Consider the following 23,119-nt stretch of genomic DNA (forward strand, 5'->3'; position numbering starts at 1 on the left):
CACCAGCCTTGCGGAGCGTGGCGCGTGAGCCGCGTGGCGCGGCAACGCCTGGGTCGCACCGACGTGCAGCTGTCGGCGCTGGGATTTGGCGCTGCACCGATCGGCAATCTGTACGCCGAGGTCGCCGAGGCAGACGCGCTGGCTGCAGTGGCGGGCGCATTCGAGGCCGGCATCCGTCACTTCGACACCGCGCCCTATTACGGCTACGGGCTCAGCGAGGCGCGCCTGGGCCGGGGCTTGGCCGGCGTGCCGCGCGATACCTACACGCTGTCGACCAAGGTTGGCCGTTGCGTCTACGACGACGCGCAGGCCGTTGCCGGGCGCGACGGTTTTGCGGTGGCCGGCCGCCGCGCCGCATTCGATTACAGCGCCGACGGCGTGCGGCGCGCGTTCGCCTCCAGCCTGGAGCGCCTGGGAACCGACTACATCGATGTGCTGCTATTGCACGACATCGGTGCGCTGACCCACGGCGACAACCACGCACACGTGCTGCAGCAGGCCTTGGAGGAGGCCTTGCCGGCCATGGCGGAGTTGAAGGCATCCGGTGCGTGCGGGGCGATCGGGCTGGGCGTCAACGAGCAGGACGTGGCACTGGAGGTGTTGCCGCGTTTCCCGCTCGACTGCGTGATGCTGGCCGGGCGCTACACGCTGCTGGAACAGCACGGCGCGCGTGCGCTGCTCGACCAGGCGCAGAGCTACGGCGTGTCGATCCTGTCTGCCGGTCCGTACAGTTCCGGCCTGCTCAGCGATGCACGCGGCCCCGGCGCCACCTATAACTACGGCCCGGTGGACACCGCCACCTTGCAGCATGCGCAGCGTCTGTATGCGGCTTGCGCGGCGTTCGAGGTGGACATCGGCGCGGCGGCCGTGCAGTTCCCGCTGGCGCATCCGGCGGTGACCACAGTGGTGGCCGGCATGCGCACGCTGGCCGAGGTGCAATCGGTCGCCACACGCCTGCAGGCATCGATCCCACCTGCGCTGTGGCAGCGTCTGCGCGACGGCGGGCTGCTCGAAGCGGACCTGCCCACGCCATGAGCCGCATCGATGCGCATCTGCATTTCTGGCACCTGGCCCGAGGCGACTATGACTGGCTGACGCCCGCGCTGGCGCCGCTTTACCGCGACTTCGCGCCACACGATGTGGACGACGCACTGGATGCGGCCGGCGTTGGCAGCGTGGTCGTCGTGCAGGCGGCCGCAACGGAGGCGGAAACCTGTTACCTGTTCGAACTGGCACGCGATGAGCCACGCATTGCCGGCGTGGTCGGTTGGGTCGACTTCGCTGCACCCGATGCTGCTGCGCGCATCGGCGCACTGTTGCGCGCGGGCGGCGGTCTGCTCAAGGGGCTGCGCCCGATGGTGCAGGACATCGCCGATGCGCAATGGCTGGCAGGAGCCGATCTGGATGCCGCCTTCGATGCGATGCTGGCGCACGATCTGGCCTTCGATGCGTTGATTCGCGCCGTGCATGTGCCGGCACTGCAGGCTCGCCTGAAACGCCATCCGCAGTTGCGCGTGGTGATCGATCATGGCGGCAAACCGCAGATTGCGGCCGGCGAGTTCGTTGCCTGGGCCGCCGGCATGGCCGCATTGGCGCAGCATCCCAGCGTGCACTGCAAGCTGTCCGGGCTGCTCACCGAAGCCGCGCCCGGCGCCGGCATGGATGCACTGGAGCCCTATGTTGCGCACCTGTTTGCGCGCTTCGGTGCGCAGCGGCTGCTCTGGGGCAGCGACTGGCCGGTGCTGACCCAGCGTGCCGATTACGCGCAATGGTTCGATCTCGCACAGCAACTCGTCACCCGTCATGCCGCCGAACACGCTGATGCGGTGTTCGGCGACAACGCACGTACGTTCTATCGTCTGCCATGGCCGGCGGCCCCAACCCACGGAACCCCATCGGTATGACTGTCTCGATCCCCGCCACTCCCAATCCCCGTCTGCAGGGCAAGCGGTGCCTGATCACCGCCGCCGGTGCCGGCATCGGCCGCGAAAGCGCGCTGGCCTGCGCGCGTGCCGGCGCACAGGTGATCGCCACCGACATCGACGCTGCTGCGTTGCAGGCGCTGGCCGCCGAATCGGATGCGATCACCACCCAGCTGTTGGATGTCACCGACGCCTCGGCAATTGCCGCACTGGTCGCCGAGCACGGCCCGTTCGATGTGCTGTTCAACTGCGCCGGCTACGTGCATCAGGGCAGCATTCTCGACTGCGACGAGCCGGCATGGCGCCGTTCGTTCTCGATCAACGTCGATGCGATGTACTACACCTGCAAGGCGGTACTGCCGGGCATGCTCGAACGCGGCACCGGCAGCATCATCAACATGTCCTCGGTCGCTTCCAGCATCAAGGGCGTGCCGAACCGCTTCGTCTATGGCGTGACCAAGGCGGCGGTGATCGGCCTGAGCAAGGCGATTGCCGCCGACTACGTGGCACAGGGCGTGCGCTGCAACGCAATCTGCCCCGGCACTATCAAGACGCCGTCGCTGGGCCAGCGCGTGAAAGCGCTCGGCGGCGACGAACAGGCGGTGTGGAAGAGCTTCACCGATCGCCAGCCGATGGGCCGCCTGGGCGACCCGCGCGAAATCGCGCAGCTGGTGGTGTACCTGGCATCGGACGAATCCTCGTTCACCACCGGCCAGACCCACATCATCGACGGGGGCTGGTCCAACTAAACGCCGCCGACCACACTGCTGTGCAGCGGCCGCCCTATGGCCGCTCGCAGTGGTGCCCAAGCCGCACGCAGTACGCTGGCAACACGCCGCATTCCATGCTTGACGTGGCCTGCTGCCAGTACGCATCACCGATAGTCCTGTTCCGGGCGCGTCGTCCACCTGCTGAACTTTGCAACAGGTGGCTGCCAGCTCCATTCCTCCCCTGCAAAGGAAGACTGCATGAAACTCGTACGTGTTGGCGCCGAAGGCCACGAACGTCCCGGCGTGATCGATAGCGCAGGCCACCTCCGCGACCTCAGCGGTGTGATCGACGATGTCGCCGGTGAGCACATCACCAATGCCGGCCTTGAAAAACTACGTGCGCTGGACGTATCCACGCTGCCGCTGATCGAGGGCGAGCAGCGCTATGGCGCTGCAGTGGGCCGCATCGGCAAGTTCATCTGTGTGGGCTTGAACTACGCCGACCACGCCGCGGAATCGGGCATGGACGTGCCGAAGATGCCGATTCTCTTCATGAAGGCCACCACCGCCGTGTGCGGCCCCAACGACACCGTCATCATCCCGCGCGGCTCGGTCAAGAGCGACTGGGAAGTGGAACTGGGCGTGGTGATCGGTGATATCGCACGCGATGTGTCGGTGGACGAAGCACTCACTCATGTGGCCGGCTATGCGGTGATCAACGACCTGTCAGAGCGCGAGTTCCAGCTTGAGCACGGCGGCCAGTGGGTCAAGGGCAAGAGCGCCGACACCTTCGGCCCGATCGGCCCCTGGTTGGTCACCCGCGATGAAGTGCCCGACCCGCAGAACCTGTCGATGTGGCTGGAGGTCAACGGCCACCGCTACCAGAACGGCAGCACCCGCACGATGGTGTTCGGCGTGGCCGAACTGGTCAGCCACATCAGCCGCTACATGACGCTGATGCCGGGCGATGTGATCAGCACCGGCACACCGCCGGGCGTAGGCCTGGGCCAGAAGCCACCGGTGTATCTGAAGCCGGGCGATCTGATGGAACTGGAGATCGAAGGACTGGGTCGCCAGCGCCAGCCGGTCGTGGCGCATCCACGCGATGCGGCTTGAGGCCGCATGCCTGCAGGAGAGGGTTGCGGGATTGAGAGCTTGGTAACGCGTTGCACTCCACCACTCAGACCCTTCTTTTGCGGCAAAAGCCGAACAACAAACGTAGACGTCGCCGAGCAACGATGGGTGCGCGCTGCAGCTCAAGCCCCTCTCCCGTCGGGACAGGGGTTGGGGTGAGGGTACGGCACCACGTCGTCGCGCAAATCGACGCAATGCCGCTGTTGGTTGGTGTGCTACCTCGATGCGGCTGCTAACGCATCATCAGCAGGTCTTCAGCGAGTGGGCGGCTGCGTTTGAGTGTCCAAACGTTGTAGCGCCTCAATGGCGATACGCAGTTGGTCGTGCACTCGATTCAGTGATTTGAGTTGCAAGCGCACGGGCCCTGCCATGCGTCAACCAGCCGACGCTACGCGTTCGTTCCCTCACCCCAACCCCTTTCCCGTTGGGAGAAGGGCTAAAGCAATTCCCTGTTTTCGTTCTTGTCGGTCCGTTCTTATTCCATCTTTCACCGCCCAGGATTTTCATGCGCACCATCATCGCCCTCGAAACCCACGACGTCCGCTTCCCCACCTCGCGCGAGCTCGATGGGTCGGACGCGATGAACCCGGATCCGGATTACTCGGCCGCCTATGTGGTGCTGCGCACCGATGCCCCCGATGACCTGGCCGGCTATGGCCTGGTGTTCACCATCGGCCGCGGCAACGATGTGCAGACCGCCGCGGTGGCAGCACTGGCAGAGCATGTGGTCGGCCTGTCGGTCGAGGAGGTCATCGCCGATCTCGGCGCCTTTGCGCGCCGGCTCACCAACGACTCGCAGCTGCGCTGGCTGGGCCCGGAAAAGGGCGTGATGCACATGGCCATCGGCGCGGTGATCAACGCCGCCTGGGACCTGGCCGCACGTGCGGCGAACAAGCCGCTATGGCGCTATATCGCCGAGCTCACGCCCGAGCAATTGGTCGACACCATCGACTTCCGCTACCTCACCGACGCACTCACCCGCGACGAAGCGCTGGCGATCCTGCGCGAGGCGCAACCACACCGTGCGCAACGCATCGCGCAGTTGATCGAACAGGGTTATCCCGCCTACACCACCTCGCCTGGCTGGCTCGGTTACTCGGACGAGAAGCTGGTGCGCCTGGCCAAGGAGGCGGTGGCCGATGGCTTCCGCACCATCAAGCTCAAGGTCGGCGCCAACGTGCAGGACGACATCCGTCGTTGCCGCCTGGCACGCGAAGCGATCGGCCCGGACATCGCGATGGCGGTGGACGCCAACCAGCGCTGGGACGTGGGCCCGGCGATCGACTGGATGCGCCAACTCGCCGAATTCGACATCGCCTGGATCGAAGAACCGACCAGCCCGGACGATGTACTCGGCCACGCGGCGATCCGTCAGGGCATTACGCCGGTGCCGGTCTCCACCGGCGAACACACGCAGAACCGGGTGATGTTCAAGCAGTTGCTGCAGGCCGCCGCGGTGGACCTGATCCAGATCGACGCCGCGCGCGTCGGCGGCGTCAACGAGAACCTCGCCATCCTGCTGCTGGCCGCCAAGTTCAACGTGCGCGTGTTCCCGCATGCCGGCGGCGTGGGTCTGTGCGAGCTGGTGCAGCACCTGGCCATGGCCGACTTCGTCGCCATCACCGGCCAGATGGAAGACCGTGCGATCGAATTCGTCGACCACCTGCATCAGCACTTCCTGGACCCGGTACGCATCCAGCATGGCCGTTATCTTGCCCCTGAAGTCCCGGGTTTTTCCGCAGAGATGCACGCGTCTTCGATTGCGGAATTCAGCTACCCGGATGGACGTTTCTGGGTGGAAGACCTGGCAGCCAATCGACAGGGCTGACCGGCGCCCTCATCCGCCCTTCGGGCACCTTCTCCCGCGTGCGGGAGAAGGAAGGCGTCGTTCGTCCGGGACGGGGGGTCATAGGTCTCCGACGTCGCGGAACGCCAACAGCTGACCGCAGGGCGCTGCAGATGCCCGGCGGTGGGTCCATGGCGCAGCCGTCCCAACACGACCGAGCCAAACCGAATCACGCCCCTCTTCCGCCCGTGTCAGATCACGCCCTTCTCCCGCCTGCGGGAGAAGGTGCCCGCAGGCGGATGAGGGCGCGGCCTAGCGCTGCGCGTCGATCGCCTCAGTCAGCGCAAAGATCCGTCCGGCCTGCCGCCACTTCTCGCCCGGCGCACTATCGGGCAGCGGTTTCTGGAATCGCCACATCAACTGCTCCCACGCCTGGATACGCGGGTCCGCCGCATCACGCGCCGCCTTCGCGGCCGGATCGTAGTGCTCGCTCACGTCCATCAGCATCACCAGCCGGTCGCCGCTGCGAAAGATCTCCAGTTCCTGGATGCCGGCCTGCTGCAGCGAGGCCACCACTTCCGGCCATACCTCGGTGGGTTGATGCCAGCGCTCGTACTCGGCGATCAAGTCCGCATCGTCGTGCAGGTCCAACACATAGCAAAGACGCGGCATGCTCAGGCTCCCGCAATAACGGGCGCTGCACGGCGTGCACGCAACGCGAACAACAAAATCACTGCGAAGCACGCACCCGGCACCACCATCGCCCAGTGGATACCGGCCATGTCGGAGACCGCACCCATCACCGCAGTGAGCAGTGCGCCACCGATGATCGACATCACCAGCAACGACGAGCCCAACTTGCGGGCATCGTCGTGCATGCCATCCAGGCCCAGCGCAAAGATGGTCGGGAACATCACCGACATGAACACGCTGGCGGCCACCAGCGCGTACAACCCGGTCCAGCCAGGCAACGCGATGGCGACGGCGCACAACACCAGGTTGATCGTGGCAAAACTGGCCAGTAATTTTGCCGGCGCCAGATACCGTAGCAAGGCGGTGCCGACAAAACGGCCGGCCATGAACAGCACCAGCGAGATGGTCAGATAGGTAGCAGCGGTTTTTTCCGGCGTACCCGGCACCGCATCCTGCAGGTAGCGGATCAGGTAACTCCAGATGCCGACCTGCGCGCCCACGTAGAAGAACTGCGCCACCACCGAGAACATGAAGCGCCGGTTGCGTAGCAGCTCGCCGAAGCGTGCGCGCTTGGGCGCCACGCCGTTGTCGCTCTCCGGCGCGCCGGTGGGAAAGCGCACCAGCGCGATCAGGATCGCCCACAGCACCACCACCGCGCCGATGATCAGGTACGGCATCTGCACGGCAGACGATTCGGTCGCGAAAAACGCATCGCGCGCAGCCGGCGCCATTGCCGCCAGCTCGGCCGGGGTGTGCTCCACGCCGGAGAAGATGAAATGCTGGCCCACCAGCACGCCGGTGATCGAACCCAGCGGATTGAAGGCCTGCGCAAGGTTCAGGCGCCGCGCCGCGCCATCAGCCGGGCCAAGCACCGTGACCAGTGGATTGGCCGTGGTTTCCAGGAACGCCAGGCCGCTGGCGATGACGAACAAAGCAAGCAAGAACAGCCAGTAGGTGTGCACCTGCGCGGCCGGATAGAACAGGAACGCCCCGCATGCGTACAGCAGCAAGCCGAGCACCACCGCAGCCTTGTAGCTGTAGCGGCGCATGAACATCGCCGCCGGCATCGCAAACACGAAATAGCCCATGTAGAAGGCGCTCTGCACCAGCCCGGCCTGCAGGTCGGTCAGCTCGAAGGCCTTCTTGAATTGCTTGATCAGGATGTCGTTGAGGTTGTTGGCCATGCCCCACAAAAAGAACAGGCTGACGATCAACACCAGGGGCACCAGGGCGGTACGCGCCAGGTTGCCGCGCGGTGACGCGGCAATGTCACTGTGATGCATGCGACCGTTCCCCTCCCAAGGCTGTGGCGCTTGCGTTGCAATCGAGCGAGCGTACTGCGCGCGCCCACGCCATGCAAATATAAAATCTTTGTTTATATTTGCACGCACAGTCTCCCGCTGACCCCTGCCCGCGTTGCCTGTACCCTGGCGCGCCGCACCTTGCCTGGAACCCGCAAACGGATGAGCACCGAACCCGCCAAGTACCGCGCGCCGGCCCTGGACAAGGGACTGGATATCCTGGAGCTGCTCGCCCGCCAGGCGCAGCCGATGAGCATGGGCGCGATCTCACAGGGCATCGGCCGCTCGCGCGGCGAGATCTTCCGCATGCTGCAGGTGCTGGAGGAACGCGGCTACCTCACCCGCGACGGCGAGGGCGACTACGTGCTGACCAATCGCCTGTTCATGCTCGGCATGCAACAGCCGCACGTGCAGAGCATCAGCGAGGCCGCGTTGCCGGTGATGCGGCGCCTGTCCGATGCGATCTACCAGCCTTGCCACCTGGCGGCGCCGTCCGGCGACCAGATCGTGGTGATCGCGCAGATGGACGTGCCCAGCGACCTGGGCCTGGTGGTGCGCCCGGGCCACCGCCGCCCATTGACCCATTCCAGTTCCGGGTTGGTGCTGTTCGCCTTCCAGCAGCCGGAGGTGCAGGCGCGCTGGCTGGACATGCTGGACGCCAGCGAGGTGCCGTTCGAGCGTGCGCCGTTCCTGGCCGCCGCAGCGCAGGCACGCAACGATGGCTACGCCATGCAACCCAGCGAGGCGGTGGTGGGCGTAGTCGATCTGACTGCGCCGATCCTGCAACGCGGCAGTGCGACCTACACGCTCACGGTGCCGTTCATCGCGCGCCGCCCGGAACTGGTCGGCCCGCACGCGGCGCTGCAGGCCTTGTGTGCGGCGACGGCGGAAATCTCCGCAGCGTTGCCGTAGCCGCAGTCCGCGCTGGGAGCTTGAGTCGGTGCCGGTGTTGCACGCCTCCGGCGGCTGACTCCCGGTGTCTGGCTTGCCTTTTTACGTACAGCACTGCGTGATCTTTCCGCAGGCTGCGATGCCGATCTCACCATCGCACTCGACGCCGCGGCTTCGCATGCAGCCCTTCCACGTCGCAAGCCGCGCAAATCGAAGCGCTCTACAGAGCGCCGCATCGGTGCTGCTCGCTGCATCCCTGCATCGACCGCTTGAAAGGCAGCACCAAGCAGGCGCTGGGTCATGCACGCGAGTCCAAGCATAAAGTTCCATATCGCACTGCTGACAGCACTCCACATCTACGGCTTCTCCCGCGCTTTTTACTGCTTGCTTCACTGGCATAGCGACGGTTCGTCACCCAGCCAAGGCTATCGGACGCCGCAGCGGTCCGTTGCCTGCACATGCTTCTCTGGCTTTGACGCCTCAAAACACTGAAGAACCGCATCAGCCCCGGCCGCAATAGCAATGGCTATAAAGATCAGACCGACCTTCGCGTGCGGGCAAAATGCCCGAAAGCGGGTTTTGCGTTGTTACACTGCGCGCCCCTTGGGGAGTAGCCTGCTTTCGTCCATCGAAAGCGCCTGCATCAACATACTCGGCCGTTGCGCCGTGGTGCAGGCAACCAATCGTGGTTTGGCGAGACCAGCGGCATGCGCGTACGACGACGGTTGGCGCGGGCGCATGCCGTTGTGACCGTGCCCAGCCCGAGAGTGTCGATGTCTCCTTTTTCCATTGTGTTGATCGGTTTTGCGATGTCCACCGATGCGTTTGCCGCAGCGATCGGCAAGGGCGCGGCGATGCGCAAACCGCAGTGGCGCGATGCGCTGCGCGCCGGCCTGATCTTTGGGTGCATCGAAGCGATCACACCCGTGATCGGCTGGTTGCTTGGCCGGGCGGCCTCCAGCCATCTGCAGGCGTTCGATCACTGGATTGCGTTCGGCCTGTTGGGCGCACTGGGCGTGCATATGATCGTGGCCGGCATGCGTGCCGATCCTGACGACGATAACGATCAGAGCGATGCACCCAAGAAAAACGGCCTGCTTGCACTGGCCGCCACCGGCTTTGCCACCAGCATCGATGCAATGGCCGTGGGCGTCAGCCTGGCATTTTTGGATGTGCACATCGGCGTGGTGGCAGTGGTGGTCGGGCTGTGCACCTTCAGCATGGTCACCGCCGGCATCATGCTGGGTCGCGCGCTGGGCGCGTTGATCGGCAAACGCGCCGAGATCCTCGGCGGCGTGATCCTGGTGATCGTCGGCAGTGTGATCCTGTACGAACACCTCAGCGCCGCGGCGTAAGCGCCCTGTTCAACGACACGCTTTCGACTGTTGTCTGTAGGAGCGCGCATGAGCGCGACGAGGCGTTACCGGCATGCCCGCCGCGCGCAGGCACGCTGCTGCCATCCGATCATGTGGCTGACACGACGTAGCGAGCGATCATCAAGAGTGCGAGCGGCGCGCTCAGAACCGGTATACGCGTGGTCCCTATCGGCTCCGAGCACCGACCACGCCCGCCTGGCGGCCGCGCAATCGTGTAGTTAGCCGCTCTGGGGCCCGTCAGCGCTTTTTCGCGTCGTGATACGCGCTGAGAAACGCACGCAACGACGCCGGTTTCACCGGCTTGGTCAGCAGGCGGTAGCCACGTTCGCGTGCGAGTTGCTTGAGTTCGTCGCGACCATCGGCGGTCAGCAAGGCGCCGGCAATCGGGGTCGATGCGGCGGCCTGCAATGCATCCAGCGTGTCCAGACCATCGAGCCGGTCGTGCAGGTGATAGTCCACCAGCATCACATCCGGTTGCTCGCGCGCGCATTCCAGCGCCTGATCCACGGTGCTGGCGGTGATCACCTCCACCTGCCAGCGACCGAGCAGCGCGCGCATGCCATCGAGGATTTCGCGGTCGTTGTCCACGCACAGCACGCGCAGGCCGGCCAGCGATTCGCCATTGGGTCGCGCGCGCGCGGCCGGCACCGGCAACAACGGCGCTGCCGGCACCGGCGCCACGCGCGGTAACAGGATCGAGAACATGCTGCCGCGGCCGACCTGGCTGCGCGCACTCAGATCGTGATCGAGCAGGCGCGAGATGCGTTGGCAGATCGACAAGCCCAGGCCCAGGCCCTGCTCGCCCCAATCGAACGGCTGCTGATAGCGGCGGAACTCTTCGAAGATCTGCCGCATGTGATGCTCGGGGATGCCTGGCCCGGTGTCCCACACTTGCAACTCCACCAACGCGCCGCGCCCACGCATGCCCAGCACGATGCGGCCCTGCCGCGTGTAGCGCAGCGCATTGGCCAGGAAGTTCTGCATCACCCGCCGCAGCAGACGGCGGTCGCTGCGCACCCAGATCGGCCGGCTATGCACCTGCAAACGCAGCCCGCGGCTGGACGCCACTGGCGCGTACTGCGCGGCCAGCTCGTGCATCAACGCGCTGGCATCGAAATCCTCCACCGTCGGCCGCAGCCCGCCGGCATCCAGGCGCGAGACGTCGAGCAGGCCGTCGAGCAATTCCTCGGCCGCACGCAGCGACGCATCTACACGTTCGGCCAGATGGCGCTGTTCTTCGTTATTTTGATGGCTCTCGCGCAAGGCCGAGGCGAACAGCCGCGCGGCATTGAGCGGCTGCAACACGTCGTGGCTGATGGCGGCCAGAAAACGCGTCTTGGACTGCTGCGCCAGCTCGGCTTCGCGCGAGCGGTCGGCGACGCGTTGCTCCAGGTTTTCGTTGGCGTCCAGCAGCGCGCGTTCGGCGCGCTTGTAGTCGGTGATGTCGTTGTAGCTGGTGACGTAGCCGCCGCCGGGCAGCGCCTGGCCGCGCATTTCGATCACCTTGCCGTCGCTGCGGGTGCGCTCGAACACATGCGGCGAACCGGCGCGCATGTGGCGGATGCGGCGATCGATCTGGTCTTCGATATCGCCCTCGCCCAGCTCGCCGCGCTCGGCGTTGTAGCGGATCAGGTCGGCCACCGGGCGACCGACGTACAACATGCCGTCCGGATAACCGAACAGCTGCTGGTAGCGCCGATTCCACGCGGTCAGGCGCATCTCCGGGTCGACCACGCTGACCGCGGCGCTGATGTTTTCCAACGTGGTGGACAGGATCTCGCGATTGAAGCGCAATTCCTGGCCGGCTTCGTCCAGCACCGCTACCACTTCGCCCAGCTCCATGCCCGAGCCACGCAACAGGCTGGTCAACACCAGCCGCGCCGACGCCGCGCCGATGGAGGCCGCCAGCAGGCGCTCGGTGAACTGTACCCAGGCGCGATCGGCCACCACCGTCGGTTGCAGCTCGCGTTCCAGCAGCACTGCCTGGTCGACAAAGGCGCGGTGCGCATGCCGTTCGCCCACCACGCGCTCGGCCAACGCCTGCAGGTCGGCCACGCGCACATGGCCAGGCCAGTCGCCGGCCACCGCCGGACGCTGCGCATACGGGTCCAGGAATGGCGCGGCGCGCAACCGCTCGTCCACACCCGGGCGCCAGCGTGCCGACACCAGCATCATCGCGCCGACATTGATCAGCAGCGACCAGAAGGTGCCGTGCGCCAGCGGGTCCCAGCCACGCATGCCGAACAACTGCTGCGGCTGAAGCCATTCGATGCCGAACGGACCCTCCACCAACCAGTCCGGCTGCAGCCAGCCCGCACGCGTGGCGGCCGGCAGCAGCAGCGTATAGATCCAGGTCATGAAGCCGAGCACCATGCCGGTTTCCACGCCCTTGCGGCTGGCACCACGCCAATACAACCCGCCGATCACGCCCGGCGCAAATTGCGCCACCGCCGCAAACGCCATCAATCCGTAGGCCGCCAGCGTGGTGTCGTCGGCCACGCTGCGGTGATAGCCATAGGCCACCAGCGCCAGCAGCAGGATCGCCACGCGGCGGATCCACAGCACGCGCGAGGCCACCGCTGCACGTGCGTCGGCGCTGCCGCGGCGGCGTAGCAGCACCGGCATCACCAGGTCGTTGCTGACCATGGTGGCCAGGGCGATGCTGGCGACGATCACCATGCCGGTGGCCGCCGAAAACCCACCCACATACGCCACCAGCGCCAGCACCGTGTTGCCCTGGCTTAGCGGCAGCGCCAGCACCACCGCATCATCCACCACCGCACTGCCCTTGCCGAACAGCGCGATGCCAGCCGAGGCGATCGGCACCACCATCGCCGAGATGATCACCAGGTACGCACCGAACAACCAACGCGCGCGGCGGATGTCGCCCACATCGCTGCATTCGACCACCGCCACATGGAACTGCCGGGGCAGGCAGATCACCGCCAGAAAACTCAGCAAGGTCTGCGAGATAAAGCCGACCGACGGGGTGTGCTCGAACAATGTGCGCGCCGAATCGGCAATGTGCAGCTGGTGATCGCTTAGCCACAACCACGCAAACAGCCCCACCGCCACGATGGCGATCAGCTTGATCACCGACTCCAGCGCGATGGCCAGCATCATGCCATGGTGATGCTCGGTGGCATCCACCTGACGGGTGCCGAACAAGGTGGCGAACAACGCCATCAACAGCGCCACATACAACGCCGGATCAGCAAAGATGCCGCGCCCGGCGCTGCTATGCCCGGTCAGTACCTCCAGGCTCATCGCCACCGCTTTGTACTGCAGCGCCAGATACGGGACGATGCCCACCAACGCGATCACCGCCACCAATGCGGCCAGCCGCCGCGAGCGGCCGTAGCGCGAGGAAATGAAATCGGCGATGGAGACAGTGTTTTCGGCGCGTGCGATCAGCGCCAGCCGCTCGATGATGCGCCAGCCGAACAGCAGCAACAGCAGCGGGCCCAGATAGATCGGCAGATAACCGATGCCGTTGCGCACCGCCGAGCCCACCGCGCCGTAGAACGTCCACGACGAGCAGTACACCGCCAACGCCAGGCTGTAGACCGCCGGCCGCAGCCATGGCCGCTCCGGATACATCGGCCGGCGGTCACCCCACCACGCCACGCCGAACAGCAGCGCGGCATAGCCGACGGAGACCAGCAACAGGATCCAGCTTGATACCAAGGGGCGTTCCCAGGCGGCGCGATGCGAGCCTGGGAGTTTACGCAGTGGGAGTTGCGAGTGGGGATCGCAACAGCGGAACACCTCGGATTGGCGGGGCGCTCAGCCATCTTATGCGTCGTCCCTGGAGCGGCCAACAAGCCGCCTTCAGGCCGATCCATTGCCGAGCGGCTGGCCCGCGGCTTGGCTGCAGGGCTCTTGCCCGCCCACCATCGCAGGACATGCCGCAAGTCCGTCCTTGTAGGCTCTTACGCGGCATGCATGCTGCGTAAGGTCGCGCGACGGTCGGCAGGCAAGGACCAGTCACGATGGTTGGTGTGCAAATTTTTCAGCAGAGCAACCATCAACGCTCTGGTGCGATGTCCTCGTTCTTCAATAAAAGAACCAGCCAACTGTCTGGCGCGGTGCCCTCACCGCTTGTGGGACCGTTGGCGGCATGGATGCCGCCATCGAGCCCCATGGACGGGTTAACGGCGTTTCCCGCGAGCGGTGAGAGCGCCGCGCGTTCGACGCCGTAAGTTTTCTGCAGGGCCCTTGCCCGCCGACCATTGCAGGACACGCCGCAAGTACGTCCGTGTAGGCTCTTACGCGGCATCCATGCCGCGTAAGGTCCCGCAATGGTCGGCGGGCAAGGACCAGTCACGATGGTCGGTGTGCAAATTTTCAGCAGAGCAACCATCAACGCTCTGGTGCGGTGTCCTCGTTCTTCAATAAAAGAACCAGCCAACTGTCTGGCGCGGTGCCCTCACCGCTTGTGGGACCGTTGGCGGCATGGATGCCGCCATCGAGCCCCCATGGACGGGTTAACGGCGTGTCCCGCGAGCGGTGAGGGCGCCGCGCGTTCGACCAGCTGAGCTTTTGAGTGCATCCAGGAAGATGCAGCGAATAGAGCCACTGCACTGCCCAGGCGGGCCCTCGCTACCTTTTGTTAGCCGCTTCTAGCCGGGGCAAACTCACCTGCACGTGATACGTCCGCCCAGCGACGACGCCGTGCACCCGCTGGTCGGTGCAGACCTCGCCATCCACCAGCACCTCTATCGCCGTGCGACCCGCTTCGCGCGTCAGCACGACATCGAACTGCGCACCACGAAACTGGCGCGTCACCTGCGCGTGCGGCCAGTGCGAAGGCAACTGCGGGCGGATCGCCAACGCATCGCCCTCGCCGACCAGGCCGAACAACCCTTCCAGCACGCAGCGATACACCCACGCCACCGTGCCGGTGTTGAACAACTGGCTGGACCGCCCGGCGGTACGCGGATACTGGTGCCAGGCACCGCGGTAGTAATTGGGCAGCGACACCGGCAGATGACCGCGTTGCAACACATCCTCGCGGGTCGGCCCTGGCAGCAGTGCACGCAGAATTTCCCAGGCGCGGTCGGCCTCGCCAATCTGGTACAGGCTGTACAGATAGAACGCCACCGCGTGGTTGTAGACCGCGCCGTTTTCCGCAGCGCCCGGCCACTTCTGAGTGAGGCGACCGACGTCGTCGCGCATGCGGGTGTAGGCCGGGGCCAGCATCACCGGGCCATACGGCGTGTGCAGTTGCTCGCGCACCGCCTCCAGCAGCGCAGCGCGTTGCGCCGCGTTGGCGGTTCCGGCCAACAGCGCAAAGCTTTGCGGATTGAGATAGATGCGGCCCTCCACATCGTCGGCGATGCCGAAGCGCACGCCATCGTCGGTGATGCCACGCGCGTACCAATTGCCATCCCACAGTTCGCGGTTGGCATCGGCGTTGACCGTGCCCACCGCCTGCCCGAAGGTCTCGGCCTGCGCCGTGCGCCCATGTGCGACGCAGATGTCCGACCACAGCCGCAGCGCGTAGGCAGTGGCCACGGTGAGCCAGCCGGACACGCCCTTGCCGCGCCAGCCGACCATGTTCATCGGGTCGTTCCAGTCGCCCTGGGCGATGAAACTCAGGCCACGCGCGTCGCGTGCGTCCAGCAGCCATTGCATGGCCGCATCCAGTCGCTCGGCCACACTCAGGCGCTGCCCGTCATGGGTTTGCACGATCGCGTCCAGGATGCTGGCATCGCCGGTCTCAGCCAGGTACGCGCTCAGGAAGATCGGCAGCCACACGCAGTGATCGGTGTGCGGTACCTGGTTGATGTACTTCAGCTCGGCGCCTTCCACCAGCAGGATGCCGTCCGGCATCGCGCCGCTGGGCTCCTGCTGCGACAAGGCATGCAGCAGCGCCGCACGCGCAGTGGCCGGCTGCAGATAAGCCATGCCCATATGGTCCTGCAGATAGTTGCGCGTCTGCGGATCGGTGGTCAGACGATTGACGTCGCCGTGATAGAACACCTGCCGCGGCAACCAATGGTTGACCAGGTTGTCCAGCGCCGCATCGGGCGTTGCGATCTGTACGCAGCCACGGCCGGCCTGCAGATACTGCGCGTACGCGCGTGCCGCCTCGGCAAAGCCTTCCTGCGAGAGATAGCGTGCGCGCAGCGCGGCGATTTCTGCATCGTCCTTGGCCGGCCCGAATGCGAAGCGGTACACGCTGGCCGTCTCGGCTTCCAGATGCAGACGATATTGCAACGCGGCGGCCGGCGTTTCGTAATGCGCCTCGCTGTTGCCCAGCTGCTCGGCCTGGATGGCAGAAGGCGCATGCAGCCCGCCCTCGCCTTCGAATGCCAGTTGTTGCGCCTCCCACGCTACCGGCGGTTGCTCATGCAGCAGGAAGGTGCAGTCCTTGAAGTCGCGCTGACGAAAGTAATCGTCCACCTTCTGATAGGGCGCCACGCTGCGGCAGACGATGCCGCCCAGTGCCGGCTCGTAGCCGCCGGATTGATGCATCCACGACATGTAGCCGACCGGGAAGTACACATACAGGCTCAATCGCCGCGCACGCGCGGAGGCGTTGTGCACGCGACATTCCCACAGCTCCACCGCATCGTCGGTAGGCAGGGCCACGCATAGTTCCACCACGATGTCGTCATGCTGCACGCGCCAACGCACATCGTGCTTGCCGGCGGAGAATTCAAAGGCCTGCGGCTGCGCGCGCACCGGCTCGTACGGCACCGAGTACAGCGCACCGCTGTCTTCATCCTTCAGATAGAAGAACCGCCCGGGGTGGTGCGCGTAGTACGGCTGTTCCGGCATCATGAAATTGCGCGCTTCCAGCACCGGCGCATGCGCGTACTTGGATGGCTCCGGCTGCATGAACTGGCCGGTGGCGTAGCCACGGCAGGTCAGCTGCAACATCATGCGGCGGTTCCACAAAAAACCGCCGGCGTTGGGCATGGCGGTCGGGCTGTAGAGCGCGTAACGCGTGCCATCGGCGCTGGGCGCCATCAAGGTGGACAGTGGGTCGGACGCGGCAGTGGGCGTTGCAGACACGGTCAGGGGTGCTCCGGTTCGTTGCGCTTGCGCGCGGCCAGTTCGTGCTGGATCCGGCTCAGCAAGCCATCGTCCAGCGGATAAAAACGCATGGTCCAGGCAGCCAGCAGCGCGACCGCCCCAGGGATCACCGTCAGCAACAGCACGATGCCGGTCAACGACCCGCTGGACTGCGCACTGTTGGCGACATAGCCCATCCCGGCCAGCACCCAGGCGATGCCGGCCGAGGCCAGCGCGCCGCCGAGCTTTTGCGAAAACGTCGCCGCCGCGAATGTCATCGCGGTCGCGCGCCGGCCGGTGCGCCATTCGGTGTAGTCGGCGCTATCGGCGTACATCGAAAACGCCAGCGGCGACTTCGGCCCCAGGGCCAGGCCGATCAGCATGTTCAACCCGAAGATCGCCCAGACCGCATCGGCAGGCACGAAGAACATCGCACAGCTCAGCAGGCCGACAAGCACCATCAGCCCGCACATCAGCCGGCGCTTGTCCCAATGCCGGGTCAGCAGCGGCGTGATTGCCGCGCCAACGCCCAACGCCACCGAATAGCAGCCTAAGAACAAGCCGACCAGATCCGGGCGTTGCACGTAATACTTGAGGTAGTACACACCTGCACCGCCGCGCATGGTGATGGTGATCATGATGATCAACGACAGCGCGAACAGCACGCACCACGGCTTGTTCTGCAGCAGATCGGCGATGTCGCGGCGGACCGGCGTGCGCTGTTGCGGCGGCGGCTGCACGCGCTCGCGCGTGGTCAATGCCACGCTGACGAACAGCGCCACCGCAATGGCGCCATACAGCATCATCGTGCGCTGCCATCCCAGCGCATCGTTGCCGCCGCCGAACCAGCGCACCAGATCCATCGTGAAGTAATTGACCAAGGTGGTGCCTGCAAACGCACCGATGAAACGCAGACTGATCAGGCCGGTGCGCTGCTTGCTGTCGGCGGTGATCACGCCCGACAAGGCCGAGTACGGGATGCTCACCACCGTGTAGGCCAGCATCATCACCAGAAACGTCACCGTGGCCCACAGCATGCGTCCGTTCTGGTCCAGATCCGGCGTGGTGTAGGCGAGCACGCCGGTCAGCGCCATCGGTACCGCACCCCATAACAGATACGGGCGGAACTTGCCCCAGCGGCTGCGGGTGCGGTCGGCGATGGCGCCCATGGCCGGGTCGGCGATCGCATCGGCGATCTTGGTCAGCAGGATCATCGTGCCCACCGCTGCGGCCGGCAGATGCATGGTGTCGGTATAGAAGATCAGCAGAAACGCCGAGATGTTGGCCCAATACAGATTCAGGCCCAGATCACCGGCGCCGTAGCCCAGCTTTTCGCGCCAGCGCAGGCGCGCCGATGCAGGAGACGGTGCGGGTGTTGACGTCATCGACAGACCTTCGGATGCGTTGTACCCGGCCGGGCACGCCGTTACGCTGGGTGCCCGCTGACCTGGCAAGGAGCGCCGACGCTACACCACGCATCGGCTGCCGCCAACGTCAAATCGGCTCAAATGCCGAATCGATCCGGAGATATAACCTGACGTGATGGACACCGCCGTACCTGCCACGCCCGCGTCCGCTTCGCCCTTGGTCATCGTTGTGATGGGTGTTTCGGGCAGCGGCAAGACCACCATCGCGCAGGCGCTCGCCGCGCATTACCGCTTCCGTTTTCTGGATGCCGACGACTACCACAGCGTGGCTGCGCGCGCGCAGATGGCGGCCGGCCAACCGCTGACCGATGCCATGCGTCTGCCATGGGTGGAACTGCTGGCCGCCACCTTGCGCGACTGCGTGCATGCCGGCGAATCGGTGGTGCTGGCGTTCTCAGGATTGCGCGGCACGCACCGCCAATTGCTGCGCGGCAGCGGCGTGCCGATGCGCTTCGTGTTCCTGCATGCGGCACCGCATGTGATTGCCGCACGCCTGAGCGCACGCGCCGGCCACTTCATGCCGCCCAGCCTGCTCGACAGCCAGCTGCAGACGCTGGAACTGCCGTTGGACGAGGCCGACGTCGTGTCGGTCGATGTGGATGCCACGGTGCCTGAGGTGGTGCGGGATGCGATCGCGCAGCTGGAGTTGATCGCTCCCGCAGCAGTGCATGCAGATGCGCATGCGCCTCAACGCGCGTGACGCGCCGAATTCACCGCTGGTAGCGCCCACCGCTGCGCAGGCACTGGATGCTTCCTTCTCCTACCGGGAGAAGGTGGCGCGAAGCGCCGGATGAAGGTCCTGGGAGCCTTGCGCGGGGATACATCAGGGCTTGGCCTCATACCCTCACCGCAACTCCTCTCCCGCGGGGGAGGGAGCGGTGTCATCGTCCCACTGATTGGGTGGCCGCCCACCGAGACTCCGTGACGCGCTGCCTGTGGCGCCGGCAGCGCCTTATCCAACTACGATCAGCCGCACAAGGTGGCGCAAGATTTCCTGGTTACTTTTTGCAAACCAATGATTTGCGTCAGGATTAGGCCCCGTTGCACTGAATCATTTTTTCTATCGCAGTGACGCGTAATAGTGATGAATCATCACTATTTGTGCGATCAGCGCACATATTGAACGCAAATTTTTCAAGCTGGTGCCACCAGATGCAAACGGTCCCAACCGTTGCATGAACACAGGGGTGTGCGTGTGTTGCGTGGACACCGCAATCGGCGATCTGCACCACGCAGATCCGGGGGGATCCAGCGCTTCCTTCCACCAATGGACATGCCGTGATGACCAACTCCAATCGCCGCTTGCGGTTACGCAGTTTGACGCTCATTCCCTGCCTGCTTGCCAGCGCAGTGGCTTTCGCCCAGTCCGGCTCCGCTACCGCACAACAGTCGGTTTCATCCCTGGATGCCCAGGCATTCGCGCGCTCCGGCCAGGTGTGGAGCGCCTTCGGCAGCAACCTCCCGTTCGCGAGCCCTACCACCTGGCCCACCGCCGGTGGCGGTTACTTCAATTCTCGCTTCGCGCCGGGTGAGTGGAAGATCAACCGCACCACCGTCAAAGGCCTCAAGCCGGCCTGGACCCTGACCACCACCGGCGACATCTCGGCCACGCCAAGCGTGGAAGGCGGCACCCTGTATGTGCCTGACTGGGGCGGCACCCTGTATAGCGTGGACACCCAGAGCGGCAAGCCGAACTGGCAAGCCAAGTTGTCCGACTACACCGGCAACGCGGCCTCGGTGACGCGCAACACCCCCGCCATCAGCGCCAAGAGCATCATCGTCGGCGACCAGGCTGCCGGCACCGTGTTGGCGATCGACAAGAAGACCGGCAAACTGCTGTGGAAGACCACCGCCGAAGCCAACCCGCAGGCGCGCATCACCTCCTCGCCGGTGATCTACGGCAACCGCATCTACGTCGGGATCTCTTCCGGCGACTGGGGTAATCTGGCGCCCAACCACACCTTCAGCTTCCGCGGCAGCGTCGTGGCGCTGGATCTGAACACCGGCAAGAAGCTGTGGCAGTTTTACAACGTGCCCGAGGGCTACACCGGCGCCTCGGTGTGGGGCCAGGTGGCGATCGACCCGATCAGCCGCCGCCTGTATTTCGGCACCGGCAACAACTACAACATTCCGCAAAGCGTCGGTAACTGCGTCTCCAATGCGCGTTCGTACCGCGGTAGCGAGCTCACCGTGCAGGACGAACTGAATTGCATGGCGCCGGATAACTACGTCGACTCGGTGGTGTCGTTGAACATGGACACCGGCAAGCTGGTGTGGGCCGATCGCGCACAGGGCTACGACGCATGGAACCTGTCGTGCATCGTGGCGCCCACCAACGGCCTGTGCCCCAATACGCAGGCGACCAACCTGACCGGGCCTGATTACGACTTCGGCGGTGCCGGCGTCCAGCTGTTCACTGTATGGCGTAACGGCAAGCCGCAGCAGTTGGTTGGCGCAGGGCAGAAGAGCGGCATCTACTGGGCGTTCGATGCCAAGACCGGCGCCAAGGTGTGGTCCACCCAGGTCGGTCCCGGCGGCACCACCGGCGGCGTCGAATGGGGCACCGCGTTCGACCCGTACAAATCGCAGGTCTATGTGGCCATCAACAATAGCTCCAACGCCACTTACACCCTGGGACCGGACAACACCGTCAGCCATAACGGCGGCTCGTGGGCAGCGCTGGATGCGGCTACCGGCAAGATCAAGTGGCAGGTCAAGGTGCCCGGCATCAACCGCGTGAATCCGACCGTGCCGGCCGGCGGCCAGGGCTCGCTGACGGTGTCGCCGAACCTGCTGTATGCCGGTTCGATGGCCGGCAACATGGTCGCCCTCGACACCGACACCGGCGCCACGCTGTGGAACTATGACGCCACCGGCTCGGTCATCAGCTCGCCGGCAGTGGTCGATGGTGCCTTGTACTGGGGCGCCGGCTATGGCCGCTTCAACTTCGGCACCGCTGCGACCAGCAATCAGTTGATCAAGTTCGTGCCGGACAGCGGCGCGGCCAAGTAATCGGCCAGCACAAGCGCTGCGTTGAGTGATGCGCAGTGACAGCAGAACGACGGCGCCACCTTCGGGTGGCGCCGTTGTGTGCGGACGCAACGTGTGTCTGTGCTGGCCGCGACACCGACGCAGCTGCCGGAACGTGCGGCCGCAGCATGATCGCTACAAGCGCGTGACCTGACACAACCGGATCTGCCCCGCTTCCAGCCCATGCGCCTCGGCCGCGCGACGCCGCAACGCGCACACCAGTCCGGCGGCATCCAGCTCGCCATCGGCGGGCACCTCCACGCTGTGGGCGAGTTGCCCCCACAACACCGGCCGACCATCGCAATAGCCTTCGTAGTCGGCGAAATAATGCAGCTGGCGCGGCTCAGGTACCGACGTGGACATCGCCCTGAATCTCCGTACAGCCCAGATGTTCCAACGCGATCTCCAGCCCGAGCAGGTAGCTCTGCGCGCAATAACCGCGCACCGTCGCCACGCACTCGCCCAAGCCGGCGGGCAGGCAGCGCTCCGGCCGGTCGGCACTATCGTCGTGCGTTTCTACATAGGGATAGCGCAACGACGCCAGCACCCGGTGCAGCCGCACGCTGTCCACGCAGCTGCCCGGATCGATCAGCGCAATTTCCATCCGCGCCTGCCCGGCCACGCGCAAGGCATCCAGCAATTCCTGCTCCGACCCGCAGGCCCGCAGCGCCACCGTCTTGCCTGCATCGCCGGCGCATTGCACCAGCTGGCGGATCACCGCCCTCGGCAACGGCTGCGGCCCACGCACCAGCGGCGATGATGCTTCCGGCCCACGTACGATCATGATCGACATGCTGGCGGCCTCAGGCAGCCACGCGCAACGGCGCGTGCAACGACGGCAGGCAACGCGCCGCGATCCCCAGCGACATCGCATACGCACGCGACGCATCGTGCGGGGCAATCACCACCGCCAACGGCGCATGCTGCGGATGCAGCCACGGCTCCAGCTCCTGCGCCGAATCGGTATGTAGCTCGATATACGGCGTGGGCAATGCATCCACCGCAGCACGTAACGCGCGGGCGCAGCTGCGCTCGAACAACGGCAGATCGCCCGAATCCAGCAACACCAGCTCCACCTCGGCGTCGCTAGCTGCCGCATGCAACTCGGCGATCAAGCAATCCACATCGGCACACGCCAGCGTGCGCAACGCACGGCCAGCACACTCGGGCAACTGCATCGGCACCAACGGCGCCGGATCGGCCTGAGGACCTCGCAAAATCAGGATACACATCGTGTTTGGCTCAACGCACTGCTGTGCGGGAGTGCCAAGGTAGCCCTGGCTGGCATAAAGGCACTATTCGCGCGCTACTGGGCGGGCATAAAGAGTGCGTAATGGCTGTCCGTCACAGCTCGACACGTCATCGATGGCGATGTTCAGCGCACATGAGGCTGAAAAGCTTTTATGGCGTGAAACCCTGATCATGCAAAGTTCGCACCTAACGCCTACGCATTTTCGCATAGGCGATTGCCGGCCCCACCAGCAGCAATAACTCCGAGAAGAAAACCAGCTTTGCTGCTTTGGCCAATGCCGAGTCCACTCCAGATCGCGGAAGCATCAGAAAGAACACCGGAAAAAAAGATGATGTAACCGACCTTAAAGACGAGAAACCTTCTAGCCATCTTCTTTTCGCAGCCGCCGTGCCGTGCTCGCTCGCCTGAAATACCTGAAAATCAATGTGCAATGCGACTTAAAGGTCAGACAGAAGCCTGTCCGAATGGAGCCTTCTCACAATCACTCGGAAGCTCCATGCCGATGCAAGCAGCGTAGCCTTGGATCCACGCAATGAGGCCCACCAGCTACAAGCGGCAGATGCCGCAGAGACGC

Annotated in this window: 18 protein-coding genes and 1 riboswitch; of the genes, 9 read left to right on the plus strand and 9 right to left on the minus strand. The window is 65.1% G+C overall.

Annotated elements, in window-relative coordinates:
* Window positions 1-24: 24 nt before the first annotated feature.
* The 5 genes from BJD12_RS11625 (at window position 25) to BJD12_RS11645 (ending at window position 5,594) form a co-directional block, all read left to right on the plus strand.
* Window positions 25-1,035, plus strand: a complete 1,011-nt coding sequence (locus tag BJD12_RS11625) for an aldo/keto reductase (protein ID WP_005995499.1) — start codon at window positions 25-27, stop codon at window positions 1,033-1,035.
* Window positions 1,032-1,904: an amidohydrolase family protein gene (locus tag BJD12_RS11630; protein ID WP_005995500.1), complete on the plus strand. Its 873-nt coding sequence runs from the start codon at window positions 1,032-1,034 to the stop codon at window positions 1,902-1,904. The genes BJD12_RS11625 and BJD12_RS11630 overlap by 4 nt, the downstream gene beginning before the upstream one ends.
* Window positions 1,901-2,671: an SDR family oxidoreductase gene (locus tag BJD12_RS11635; protein WP_005995501.1), complete on the plus strand. Its 771-nt coding sequence runs from the start codon at window positions 1,901-1,903 to the stop codon at window positions 2,669-2,671. The genes BJD12_RS11630 and BJD12_RS11635 overlap by 4 nt, the downstream gene beginning before the upstream one ends.
* Before the next feature lie 219 nt (window positions 2,672-2,890).
* Window positions 2,891-3,748, plus strand: a complete 858-nt coding sequence (locus BJD12_RS11640) for a fumarylacetoacetate hydrolase family protein (RefSeq protein WP_005995502.1) — start codon at window positions 2,891-2,893, stop codon at window positions 3,746-3,748.
* Window positions 3,749-4,271: 523 nt separating this feature from the next.
* A complete protein-coding gene (locus tag BJD12_RS11645; RefSeq protein WP_005995503.1) occupies window positions 4,272-5,594 on the plus strand; it encodes an L-fuconate dehydratase in 1,323 nt (440 codons plus the stop codon).
* Between the two features lie 270 nt (window positions 5,595-5,864).
* On the opposite strand, the gene BJD12_RS11650 is transcribed toward BJD12_RS11645, so the two are convergent.
* Both BJD12_RS11650 and fucP read right to left on the minus strand, forming a co-directional pair.
* Window positions 5,865-6,224: an L-fucose mutarotase gene (locus tag BJD12_RS11650; protein ID WP_005995504.1), complete on the minus strand. Its 360-nt coding sequence runs from the start codon at window positions 6,222-6,224 to the stop codon at window positions 5,865-5,867.
* 2 nt (window positions 6,225-6,226) lie between these two features.
* Entirely contained in the window at window positions 6,227-7,528 is a 1,302-nt protein-coding gene (gene fucP, locus BJD12_RS11655) for an L-fucose:H+ symporter permease (protein ID WP_005995505.1), read from the minus strand.
* A gap of 180 nt (window positions 7,529-7,708) precedes the next feature.
* Here fucP and BJD12_RS11660 point away from each other — a divergent pair, with 180 nt between their 5' ends.
* Together BJD12_RS11660 and BJD12_RS11665 are read left to right on the plus strand one after the other, a co-directional pair.
* A complete protein-coding gene (locus tag BJD12_RS11660) occupies window positions 7,709-8,458 on the plus strand; it encodes an IclR family transcriptional regulator (protein WP_005995507.1) in 750 nt (249 codons plus the stop codon).
* A 578-nt stretch (window positions 8,459-9,036) separates the two neighbouring features.
* Window positions 9,037-9,198: riboswitch (yybP-ykoY riboswitch) on the plus strand.
* Between the two features lie 12 nt (window positions 9,199-9,210).
* Window positions 9,211-9,792, plus strand: coding sequence for a manganese efflux pump MntP (locus tag BJD12_RS11665; RefSeq protein WP_005995508.1), 582 nt, complete (start codon window positions 9,211-9,213; stop codon window positions 9,790-9,792).
* A 258-nt stretch (window positions 9,793-10,050) separates the two neighbouring features.
* On the opposite strand, the gene BJD12_RS11670 is transcribed toward BJD12_RS11665, so the two are convergent.
* The 4 genes from BJD12_RS11670 to BJD12_RS11690 all read right to left on the minus strand — a co-directional run bounded on the left by BJD12_RS11670 (window position 10,051) and on the right by BJD12_RS11690 (window position 18,221).
* Window positions 10,051-13,500: a hybrid sensor histidine kinase/response regulator gene (locus BJD12_RS11670; RefSeq protein ID WP_005995510.1), complete on the minus strand. Its 3,450-nt coding sequence runs from the start codon at window positions 13,498-13,500 to the stop codon at window positions 10,051-10,053.
* A gap of 340 nt (window positions 13,501-13,840) precedes the next feature.
* On the minus strand, window positions 13,841-14,176 hold the full coding sequence (locus BJD12_RS24590) for a hypothetical protein (RefSeq protein WP_080763076.1): 336 nt from the start codon (window positions 14,174-14,176) through the stop codon (window positions 13,841-13,843).
* Between the two features lie 239 nt (window positions 14,177-14,415).
* Entirely contained in the window at window positions 14,416-16,836 is a 2,421-nt protein-coding gene (locus BJD12_RS11685; protein WP_172797254.1) for a GH36-type glycosyl hydrolase domain-containing protein, read from the minus strand.
* 2 nt (window positions 16,837-16,838) lie between these two features.
* Window positions 16,839-18,221 carry an MFS transporter gene (locus BJD12_RS11690; RefSeq protein ID WP_005996483.1) on the minus strand — a complete coding sequence of 461 codons (1,383 nt, stop codon included), beginning with the start codon at window positions 18,219-18,221 and terminating at the stop codon, window positions 16,839-16,841.
* Between the two features lie 157 nt (window positions 18,222-18,378).
* Here BJD12_RS11690 and BJD12_RS11695 point away from each other — a divergent pair, with 157 nt between their 5' ends.
* A complete protein-coding gene (locus BJD12_RS11695; RefSeq protein WP_005996484.1) occupies window positions 18,379-18,963 on the plus strand; it encodes a gluconokinase in 585 nt (194 codons plus the stop codon).
* A 581-nt stretch (window positions 18,964-19,544) separates the two neighbouring features.
* Entirely contained in the window at window positions 19,545-21,275 is a 1,731-nt protein-coding gene (locus BJD12_RS11700) for an outer membrane protein assembly factor BamB family protein (protein WP_005996485.1), read from the plus strand.
* 153 nt (window positions 21,276-21,428) lie between these two features.
* On the opposite strand, the gene BJD12_RS11705 is transcribed toward BJD12_RS11700, so the two are convergent.
* From BJD12_RS11705 to BJD12_RS11715, 3 genes are read right to left on the minus strand one after another with little or no spacing between them, the layout of a single operon-like run.
* Entirely contained in the window at window positions 21,429-21,656 is a 228-nt protein-coding gene (locus BJD12_RS11705; protein WP_005996486.1) for a hypothetical protein, read from the minus strand.
* Window positions 21,637-22,086, minus strand: a complete 450-nt coding sequence (locus tag BJD12_RS11710) for a hypothetical protein (protein WP_005996487.1) — start codon at window positions 22,084-22,086, stop codon at window positions 21,637-21,639. Before BJD12_RS11710 ends, BJD12_RS11705 begins: the two co-directional genes overlap by 20 nt.
* A gap of 10 nt (window positions 22,087-22,096) precedes the next feature.
* Entirely contained in the window at window positions 22,097-22,525 is a 429-nt protein-coding gene (locus BJD12_RS11715; protein ID WP_005996488.1) for a hypothetical protein, read from the minus strand.
* Between the last annotated feature and the right edge of the window lie 594 nt (window positions 22,526-23,119).

Source organism: Xanthomonas vesicatoria ATCC 35937 (assembly GCF_001908725.1).
In the GTDB taxonomy this organism is placed as follows: Bacteria; Pseudomonadota; Gammaproteobacteria; order Xanthomonadales; family Xanthomonadaceae; genus Xanthomonas; species Xanthomonas vesicatoria.

Excerpts from the sequence above, each read along its gene's own strand:
- fucP (WP_005995505.1), bottom strand. The coding sequence starts at position 7,528 with ATGCATCACAGTGACATTGCCGCGTCACCGCGCGGCAACCTGGCGCGT.
- BJD12_RS11705 (WP_005996486.1), bottom strand. The coding sequence starts at position 21,656 with ATGTCCACGTCGGTACCTGAGCCGCGCCAGCTGCATTATTTCGCCGAC.
- BJD12_RS11665 (WP_005995508.1), top strand. The coding sequence starts at position 9,211 with ATGTCTCCTTTTTCCATTGTGTTGATCGGTTTTGCGATGTCCACCGAT.
- BJD12_RS11695 (WP_005996484.1), top strand. The coding sequence starts at position 18,379 with ATGGACACCGCCGTACCTGCCACGCCCGCGTCCGCTTCGCCCTTGGTC.
- BJD12_RS11650 (WP_005995504.1), bottom strand. The coding sequence starts at position 6,224 with ATGCCGCGTCTTTGCTATGTGTTGGACCTGCACGACGATGCGGACTTG.
- BJD12_RS24590 (WP_080763076.1), bottom strand. The coding sequence starts at position 14,176 with ATGGTTGCTCTGCTGAAAATTTGCACACCGACCATCGTGACTGGTCCT.
- BJD12_RS11660 (WP_005995507.1), top strand. The coding sequence starts at position 7,709 with ATGAGCACCGAACCCGCCAAGTACCGCGCGCCGGCCCTGGACAAGGGA.
- BJD12_RS11645 (WP_005995503.1), top strand. The coding sequence starts at position 4,272 with ATGCGCACCATCATCGCCCTCGAAACCCACGACGTCCGCTTCCCCACC.
- BJD12_RS11710 (WP_005996487.1), bottom strand. The coding sequence starts at position 22,086 with ATGTCGATCATGATCGTACGTGGGCCGGAAGCATCATCGCCGCTGGTG.
- BJD12_RS11635 (WP_005995501.1), top strand. The coding sequence starts at position 1,901 with ATGACTGTCTCGATCCCCGCCACTCCCAATCCCCGTCTGCAGGGCAAG.
- BJD12_RS11690 (WP_005996483.1), bottom strand. The coding sequence starts at position 18,221 with ATGACGTCAACACCCGCACCGTCTCCTGCATCGGCGCGCCTGCGCTGG.
- BJD12_RS11715 (WP_005996488.1), bottom strand. The coding sequence starts at position 22,525 with ATGTGTATCCTGATTTTGCGAGGTCCTCAGGCCGATCCGGCGCCGTTG.
- BJD12_RS11700 (WP_005996485.1), top strand. The coding sequence starts at position 19,545 with ATGACCAACTCCAATCGCCGCTTGCGGTTACGCAGTTTGACGCTCATT.
- BJD12_RS11630 (WP_005995500.1), top strand. The coding sequence starts at position 1,032 with ATGAGCCGCATCGATGCGCATCTGCATTTCTGGCACCTGGCCCGAGGC.
- BJD12_RS11640 (WP_005995502.1), top strand. The coding sequence starts at position 2,891 with ATGAAACTCGTACGTGTTGGCGCCGAAGGCCACGAACGTCCCGGCGTG.